This is a genomic window from Thermoflexus sp. (genome assembly GCF_040289485.1).
GTDB lineage: Bacteria > Chloroflexota > Anaerolineae > Thermoflexales > Thermoflexaceae > Thermoflexus.
This window is the reverse complement of sequence record NZ_PSLG01000015.1, coordinates 34,205-42,885: the sequence shown is the minus strand read 5'-3', so window position 1 is coordinate 42,885 and position 8,681 is coordinate 34,205. Positions and strand designations below refer to the sequence as shown.

Annotated in this window: 5 protein-coding genes; 1 reads left to right on the top strand and 4 read right to left on the bottom strand. The window is 69.8% G+C overall.

All coding sequences use genetic code 11. From position 1 onward, the window contains the following. Positions 1-2,675 (top strand): transglycosylase domain-containing protein (locus C4313_RS04375; RefSeq protein ID WP_352428655.1); only part of this gene is annotated, 2,675 nt, incomplete at its 5' end. A gap of 13 nt (positions 2,676-2,688) precedes the next feature. On the opposite strand, the gene plsX is transcribed toward C4313_RS04375, so the two are convergent. The 4 genes from plsX to C4313_RS04355 all read right to left on the bottom strand — a co-directional run bounded on the left by plsX (position 2,689) and on the right by C4313_RS04355 (position 8,661). Beyond that, on the bottom strand, positions 2,689-3,738 hold the full coding sequence (plsX, locus tag C4313_RS04370; RefSeq protein WP_352428654.1) for a phosphate acyltransferase PlsX: 1,050 nt from the start codon (positions 3,736-3,738) through the stop codon (positions 2,689-2,691). Positions 3,739-3,772: 34 nt separating this feature from the next. Next, complete coding sequence (gene alaS, locus C4313_RS04365) at positions 3,773-6,526, bottom strand: alanine--tRNA ligase (RefSeq protein ID WP_352428653.1); 2,754 nt, start codon at positions 6,524-6,526, stop codon at positions 3,773-3,775. A gap of 113 nt (positions 6,527-6,639) precedes the next feature. Next, entirely contained in the window at positions 6,640-7,581 is a 942-nt protein-coding gene (locus C4313_RS04360) for an ABC transporter permease (protein WP_352428652.1), read from the bottom strand. Between the two features lie 3 nt (positions 7,582-7,584). Continuing rightward, on the bottom strand, positions 7,585-8,661 hold the full coding sequence (locus C4313_RS04355) for an ABC transporter permease (RefSeq protein ID WP_352428651.1): 1,077 nt from the start codon (positions 8,659-8,661) through the stop codon (positions 7,585-7,587). Between the last annotated feature and the right edge of the window lie 20 nt (positions 8,662-8,681).

The following is an 8,681-nucleotide window of genomic DNA, read 5'->3' as shown; positions in this document are numbered from 1 at the left end:
GGGGGTCTCCGCCGGCCCCGCCGCGCCCGCCCCAGCCCTCCGCGGTGCCCCGGCGCCGGGCCTGGGGGCGGGCCCTGCTTTCCCTGCTGGCCCTTGCCCTCCTCCTGGGCCTGGCCGGCGGTGTCCTGGCGATGGCCGGCTACGTCTACGTGGCGATGCAGCTGCCGCCCCCGGCGCTGCTCCAGGAGCGCGCCCTCAGCCTGTCTACCTCCCTGGTCCTCACCGACCGCCAGGGCGTGGTGATCGGGGAGATCGCCGACCCCCAGAGCGGCCGCCGCCAGTTGGTCCGGCTCTCGGAGATCTCCCCCTGGCTGATCCAGGCCACGGTGGCCACGGAGGACCCGCGGTTCTGGCAGCATCCGGGGTTCGATCCGCTGGCCATCGCCCGCGCCCTCTGGCAGAACCTGCGGGAAGGGGACGTGGTCAGCGGGGCCAGCACCATCCCCCAGCAACTGGTGCGCAACCTGCTGATCTCACCGGAGCGCACCCTGCGGCGGAAGATCAAGGAGGTGGTGCTGGCGGCCGAGATCACCCGGCGCTACCCCCGGGAGCAGATCCTGGAGATCTATCTGAACACCATCTACTACGGAAACCTGGCCTACGGGGCGGAGGCCGCCGCCCGCACCTATTTCGGGAAACCGGCAAAGGATCTCACCCTGGCGGAGGCCTCCTTCCTGGCCGGCCTCCCCCAGGCCCCCGCCCTCTACGATCCCTTTACTCCCCAGGGGCGGGAGCGGGCGCTGCGGCGGCATCGGGATGTCCTCCGCCTGATGGTCGAGGCCGGGGTCATCACCCCGGCGCAGGCGGAGGCGGCCGCCCGGGAGATGGCCGCTCACGTCTTTGAGAAGCCGGCCACCACCTCGCCGGCCCCCGAGGCGCCCCACTTCGCCCTCTATGTGCTCCAGTGGTTGGAGCAGACCTTCGGCCTGCAGGCCCAGTCCCTGCACCGAGGTGGGCTGCGGATGGAAACCACCTTGGACCTCCGTCTGCAGCGGATGGCGACTCAGGTCCTCCGGGCGCATCTGGAGAAACTGCGGGACAAGAACGTAAACAACGGGGCGGTGGTCATCCTCGACCCCCACACCGGCGAGATCCTGGCGATGGTGGGCAGCCCGGATTACAACGACGCCGCCCACGGGGGCCAGATCAACATGGCCGTCGTCCCCCGGCAGCCGGGCTCCTCCATCAAGCCCCTGACCTACCTGGTGACCCTCGAGAAGGGCTGGACGCCGGCGACCCTGATCTGGGACGTGCCGACCCGGTTCCCCGATGGGCCGGGGCGCTTCTACGAGCCGGTCAACTACGACCGTCGCTTCCACGGCCCGGTGACGGTCCGTTACGCCCTGGGGAACTCCTACAACGTCCCGGCGGTGAAGGCCCTGGCCTTTGTGGGCCTGCCGGCCTTCCTGCAGCGGGCCCGCGACCTGGGGATCACCACCCTCACGCGGGACGACTACGGCCTCTCCCTGACGCTGGGCGGCGGGGAGGTGCCGCTGCTGGAGATGGCCGGGCTCTACGCCGCCTTCGCCAACGAAGGACGGCGGGTGCCCCCGGTCCCGGTGCGGCGCATCACCGACGCCTTCGGGAACGTGCTTTATGCCTACACGCCGCCCCCCGGCCAGCCGGTGATGCGGCCGGAGCACGCCTATCTGATCACCTCCATCCTTTCCGACAACGAGGCGCGGCGGGCGGCCTTCGGCCCCAACAGCCCCCTGCGGCTCACCCGCCCGGCGGCGGCCAAGACCGGCACCACCAACGATTTCCGCGACAACTGGACGCTGGGCTACACCCCCGATCTGGTGGTCGGGGTTTGGGTGGGCAACGCCGACAACACGCCCATGAAGGGGGTGACGGGGATCACGGGGGCGGCGCCGGTCTGGCATGACATCATGGAGGAGGCCCACCGCCTGCTGCGCCTGCCCCCCAAGGAGTTCCGCCGCCCGCCGGGGATCATCGAGGCGGAGATCTGTCTCGATTCGGGGACGATGCCCTCGCCCTACTGCCCGCCCGACCGCCGGCGCGTGGAGGTGTTCGCGGCGGACCAGCCGCCGCCCGGGCCGGAGCACGACCTCTGGAAGGCGGTGGTGATCGACGGGGCCACCGGGCTGCTCTACGTCGAAGGCTGCCCAGGGCCACCCATCGAGCGGGTGTTCTATGTGATCCCGGAGGAGGGCCGCTGGTGGGCGGAGCGGAACCAGATCCCCCAGCCGCCGACCGAAACCTGCGCCGCGGCCATCCCCCAGGTGATCATCCGCTGGCCGGACGAGCACACGACGGTGCGGGGGGTGGTGCCGGTCTTGGGCACCGTGTGGATCCCCGACTTCGCCTATTACAATGTGGAATGGGGGATCGTGGGCCCGGAGGGGATCTCATGGCAGTGGCTGAGCGGGCCGCACCTGGCGCCGGTGCGGGAGGGTCAGATCACCATCTGGGACGCCTCGCGCCTGCCGACCGGCTGGTATGCCCTGCGGGTGACGGCCTTCAACCGCTCCGGCCAGGCCTTCGTGGGGGAGATCCGGACCTTTGTGGACAACGGGATTGTGCCCACGCCGACGCCGCTGCCGACGGTCACCCCGAGCCCGACGCCGACGCCCTCCCTGCCTCCGGAGCCGCTCCCTACGCCGACGCCGCCCGTCCCGACGCTGCCCCCGCTCCCCAACCTGCCGGCCCCTTAGCGGCACACCGGGATCAGGAGGCGGCGGCGAGGGCCTGGAGGCCTTCACGGATGCGGTCGAGCATGCCGGTCCGCACCGCCCGGACAGCCATGTGGATGGCGTTCTTCACCGCCTTGGCGTCGGAGCGGCCGTGGCCGATGATGACCACGCCGTTCACCCCCAGCAACGGCGCGCCCCCGTATTCCCGGTAATCCAGGCGGCGGAAGATGCGCCGCACGCTGGGGAGAAGGCACAGCAGCCCGGGGGCCGCCAGCAGCAGCCCGGGCAGCGCCAGGGCCAGCCCGAGGCGGTCCAGCGGGTCGTCGGTCAATTGAGCGGGGAGGAAGCGGGCGAGGAAGGCGACGAACCCCTCCAGTTGCTTGATGACCACGTTGCCCGTGAAGCCGTCGGTCACCACCACCTCGGCGAGCCCACGGGCGAGGTCCTTGCCCTCGACGTTCCCCACGAAACGCAGCCCGCTGGCCTGCAGCCGCCGATACGCCTCCCGCACCCGCCAGGAGCCCTTGTCCGGCTCCTCGCCGTTGGAGAGGATCCCCACCCGGGGATGGGGCCATCCCAGCACCCGCTCGGCGTAGACCACCCCCATCATGGCGAACTGGACCAGGTGATCCGGCTTGGGGTCCGTGTTGGCGCCGACGTCCAGCAACAGGCATGGGGAGAAGGCCCCCGGATAGACCGTGGCCAGGGCGGGACGATCGATGCCGGGGATCCGCCCGAGGTGGAAGAGGGCGGCGGCCATCACCGCGCCGGTGTTCCCCATGGAGACAAAGGCCTCCGCCCGCCCCGCGCGGACCTCCTGCATCCCGACGACCAGGGAGGAGTCCTTTTTTGTCTTCACTGCGAGGGTGTGTTCCTCCATTCCCACCACCTGGGGGGCGTGCACCACGGAGAAAGAGAGCCCACGCGGGCGATGTCGGGCCAGTTCTGCGTGGATCGTCTCCTCGGGCCCGACCAGGACGAGGTGGAGGTCGGAGATCTCCCGCAGGGCCCAGAGCCCTCCCGCCACGGTCGCCCGCGGGGCGTGATCGCCCCCCATGGCGTCCAGGACGACGCGGATGGTCATCGGGCCGATCCCTCCCGCGAAGGGCCTGGGCGGATCACGAGGGGTTGCGCCGCAGCCACTCGGAGACCAAGCGCGGGGCCTGCTGAAGGGCCTCGCCGATCTTGTTGGTTTCGCGGCCGCCGGCCTGGGCGAGGGTGGGGCGCCCGCCGCCGCTCCCCCCGACCACTTGAGCCACCGCCCGCACCACCCGCACCGCGTCCAGCCCCCGCTCCGCCAGGTCCGGTGTCACGGCGGCGACGAAGTTCGGGCGGCCGCCGATGACAGTGGCCAGCACGATCACCCCGCCGGTCCGCACCCGCTCCCGGAACCAGTCGGTCATCTCCCGCAACTGTTCGAGGTCGCCGATGCGGCTTTGGGCGGCCAGCACCGTGACCTCCCCGACCCGCTCCGCCTGGCGCATCAGGGCCTCGAACTCCTGGCGGGCCACCTCGCGGCGCAGCCGGGCCAGTTCCTTCTCCAGGCTCTGGATGCGGTCCAGCAGATCCAGGACCTTGCGGTCCACCTCCTCCGGCCGCACTTCGAGGTAGGTGGCCGCGTGGCTGAGCCGGCGCATGCGGTCCTGGATCAGGCGCACCGCCTCCCGGCCGGTCACTGCCTCCAGCCGGCGGACCCCGGAGCCCACCCCGCCCTCGTAGGTGACCACGAAGGCGCCGATCTGGGAGGTGTTGTAGACGTGGGTGCCGCCGCACAGTTCCGCGCTGATGGGAGGCTCGTCGGGCCAGCCGATGCGAACCACCCGGACGATCTCACCGTATTTCTCTCCGAAGAGGGCCATGGCCCCGCTGGCGATGGCCTGCTGGTAGGGCTCGTAACTCACGTGGACCGGGTAATCCGCCAGGATGGCGGCGTTGATATCGTTGACGATGGCGTCCAGTTCGTCCTGGCTGAGGAGGGCGCCATGGGTGAAGTCGAAGCGCAGCCGGTCGGGGGCCACCAGGGAGCCGGCCTGCACCACATGGCTGCCCAACAGCGCCCGCAGTTCGGCGTGGAGGAGGTGGGTGGCGGTGTGGTTGCGCATGATGTCCCAGCGCCGCTCGAAATCCACCACCGCCCAGGCGGGATCCCCCACCCGGGGATGGCCCGCCTTCACCCGGCCGACGTGGACGATCAGGCCGGGGACAGGCTGGCGGGTGTCTTCCACCTCGATCTCCCACAGGGGGTCCCCGCCGCCCTCCGGGTAGCGGGCGATGTGGCCGATATCGCTGACCTGGCCACCGCTCTCGACGTAGAAGCAGGTGGCCGGCAGCACCACCTCCACCCGGTCCCCCGGCTTGGCCACCTGGACCATCTCCCCGTTCACCAGAAGGGCAGCCACGGTGGTCTCGCGCTCCGTCCCGCTGTAGGGGTCGTATTCGACCCCCTGGTCGCCCACCAGGCCGCGGTCCTGCAGGAGGGCCAGCACCCGCCGGTAACGGGTCAGTTGCTCGGTGTCCAGTTCGAAGCGCTCCACGGCCCGGGCCCGTTCTCGCTGCTGGGCCAGCGCCCGCTGGAAGCCGGCCTCGTCGACGGCGAAGCCCCGCTCCCGGGCCACGTCCCGTGTGATCTCCAGCGGGAGCCCGTAGGAGTCATACAGGCGGAAGGCCTCCTCCCCCGGGATCACCCGGTCGCCCCGGGCCTGGAGGGCCTCCAGCACCTCCTCCAGCCGGGAGAGGCCGAGATCCAGGGTGCGCAGGAACCGTTCCTCCTCCTGGGTGAGGGTGCGGAAGATATGCTCCTGGCGGTCCACCAGTTCCCGGTAATGCCCTCCCATGATCTCGATCACGGCCTCGGCCACCCGGGCCAGGAAGGGCTCCTGGAATCCGATCTTGCGGCCGAACCGGGCGGCGCGCCGGATGATCATGCGCAGCACATAGCCGCGCCCGACGTTCCCCGGGAGCACCCCATCGGCGATCAAGAAGGCCGCCGCCCGGGTGTGATCAGCGATCACCCGGTAGGCCACCCGATGGGCCTCGACCTCTTGGCGGGTGTGCCCCCGTACCTCCCGGGCCCGTTCGATGATGGGGAGGAACAGGTCGGTCTCATAGTTGGAGAAGACCCCCTGGAGGACGACGGCCAGCCGCTCCAGACCCATCCCGGTGTCCACCCCGGGGCGGGGGAGCGGCGTCCGCGTGCCGTCGGCCTTCTGATCGAACTGCATGAAGACCAGGTTCCATAGCTCCAGCCAGCGATCGCAGCCGTTGTCCAGGGCCACGCTGCACCGGGGATCGCCGCAGGTGCAGTGTTCCGGCCCCCAGTCGTAGTGGATCTCGGAGGTGGGGCCGCAGGGGCCCGTGTCACCCATCATCCAAAAGTTGGTCTTATCCCCCATGCGGAAGACCCGTTCCGGGGGGACGCCGATCTCCTCCACCCAGACCCGGTAGGCCTCGTCGTCGTCCTGGTGCACGGTGAAGACGAGGCGCCCAGGGTCCAGGCCGTAGACCTGGGTGAGACACTCGAAGGCGTAGTGGATGGCCTCGCGCTTGAAGTAGTCGCCGAAGGAGAAGTTCCCCAGCATCTCGAAGAAGGTGTGGTGGCGCGGGCTGGGGCCCACGTTCTCCAGATCGTTGTGCTTGCCCGAAACCCGCATGCACTTCTGGACGCTGGCCGCCCGCTTGTAGGGCCGGGTCTCCAGGCCGAGGAACACGTTCTTAAACTGGTTCATCCCAGCGTTGGTGAACAGCAAGGTGGGATCGCCCACCGGGACCAAAGAGGAACTGGGGACGATGGTGTGTCCCCGGGCGGCGAAGAAGTCCAAGAAGGCCTGCCGGATCTGCGCCGCCGTCATCCGGACCGGTACCCGCTTCTCCATAGCCGTCCGTTCTCCCCGACCAGGATGGGAGCCGGAGGGAGGGCCGGCCAACCGACCTCCCGGGCCCCCTGCATCTAATTATGCCATCTCCAAGCGCTCCTCCGAAAACCCCTTCAGCGCTTTCGCTCGGCGCCCCGGTGGCTCAGCCGGGGATCCAGGGCGTCCCGCAGGCCGTCCCCCAGCAGGTTGAAGGCCAGCACGGTGAGCATGATGGCCAGGCCGGGGAAGAAGACCAGGTGGGGAGCGTTGAAGACGCTGTTCCGCTCCTCCCCCAGCATCAGCCCCCATTCCGGCTTCGGCACCTCCGCCCCCAGTCCCAGGAAGGAGAGGGCGGCGGCGTCCAGGATCGCCGTGGCGATCCCTAGGGTCCCCTGCACGATCAACGGGGTCAGGGCGTTGGGCAGGATGTGCACGAAAAGCACCCGCAGCGGCGAGGCCCCGACGGCCCGGGCGGCCATCACGTAGTCCAGCTCCTTCACCGCCAGAACGCTGGCCCGCACCAGGCGCGCGTAAACCGGGATGGAGACGAACCCGATGGCCAGCAGGGCGTTGATCAGCCCCGGGCCCAGGACGCTCACAATGGCGATGGCCAGCAGCAGGCTGGGGAAGGCCAGGATCACGTCCATCACCCGCATGATGAGGTTGTCCACCCATCCCCCGGCGTAGCCGGCGACGGCCCCCAGCAGTCCGCCCACGAGGATGGCGAAGGTGATGGTGGAGAAGCCGATCTGCAAAGAAAGGCGGGAGCCGAAGACCACGCGCGAGAAAAGGTCCCGGTTGTTGCCGTCGATGCCGAACAGGTGCTGGGGTTGATCCCGCGGGCAGCCCAGCAGGTGGACACAGGGCGGGGCCCGGCGCTGGACGCCCTTCAAAGGCTTGATGGGGTCGTAAGGGGCGATGCGGTCGGCGAAAAGGGCGGTGAAGACCATCAGCCCGAGCAGGAAGAAGCCCACCTGGGCCGACCGGTGGCGGGCCAGCCGGCCCAGGGCCTCCCGGGTCGGCGAGCGGCGCGGAAGGGCCAGGGATCGGGTCATGGGCGGGGCGACAGCGCTCATGGCTTATTCCAGCCGGATCCGGGGGTCGAGATAGGCATAGGACACGTCGACGACCAGGTTCACCAGGGCGAACATGACGGCCACGGCCAGGGTGAACCCCTGGACCACCGGGTAATCGCGGGCCAGGATGGCCGAGACCAACTGGGTGCCCACTCCGGGCAGGGAGAAGACTGTCTCGGTGAGGACCGCCCCCGAGAGCAGGCTCCCAGCCTGCAGGCCGACCACGGTGACGATGGGGATCATGGCGTTGCGCATGGCATGCCGGACCAGCACGATCCGCTCCCGCAGCCCCTTCGCCCGGGCCGTCCGGATGTAGTCCTCCCCCAGCACCTCCAGCAGGCTGGACCGGGTCATGCGGGCGATGATGGACAGGGGGATGGTCCCCACAGCCACCGAGGGGAGGATCAGATGGCGCAGGGCGTCCCCGAAGGCCTGGAAGTTCCCCGTGACCAGGCTGTTGAAGAGGGCCGAGTTCGAGAGGAAGATCAGGAGGATCCGCGGAAAGCCCTCCACCTCCTCTAGACCCCAGGCCCGGGCCAGCGGCGGCAGGCTGATGCCTGGCGAGAGGCGGCCGGAGGGCGGGAGGAACAAGGGCGTGTCCCGGAAGACCAGGGCGAAGACATAGACCAGCATCAGGCCCAGCCAGAAGACCGGCATAGAGACCCCAATGTTGGCCAGGACCATGGTCAGCACATCGATGGGGGAGTTCTGGTGGATCGCCGAGAGGATCCCCAGGGCGATGCCCACCGTGGTGGCGAACAGGATGGCCCCGATGGTCAGTTCGATGGTCATCGGGAGGCGCTCGGCCAGGATCACGGCCACCGGCCGTCCGGTGCTGATGGAGGTCCCCAGGTCCCCTTGCAGGATCTGGACCGCGTAACGGGCGAACTGGACCGGCAGCGGGTCATTGAGGCCGAAGCGCTCCCGGAAGGCTTCACACTGGGCCTGGGTGGCCCGCTCGCCGAGCATGACCAGACACGGATCCCCCGGGATCAGGCGGACCATCACGAACACCACCAGCAGGATCCCGATGAGGACGGGGATCATCGCCGCCAGGCGGCGGATCAGATAGCGAGACATCGGCGCTGGCTCGCTCCGGA

Coding starts and splice junctions, on each gene's coding strand:
- alaS (WP_352428653.1), bottom strand. CDS start 6,526: ATGGAGAAGCGGGTACCGGTCCGGATGACGGCGGCGCAGATCCGGCAG.
- C4313_RS04355 (WP_352428651.1), bottom strand. CDS start 8,661: ATGTCTCGCTATCTGATCCGCCGCCTGGCGGCGATGATCCCCGTCCTC.
- C4313_RS04360 (WP_352428652.1), bottom strand. CDS start 7,581: ATGAGCGCTGTCGCCCCGCCCATGACCCGATCCCTGGCCCTTCCGCGC.
- plsX (WP_352428654.1), bottom strand. CDS start 3,738: ATGACCATCCGCGTCGTCCTGGACGCCATGGGGGGCGATCACGCCCCG.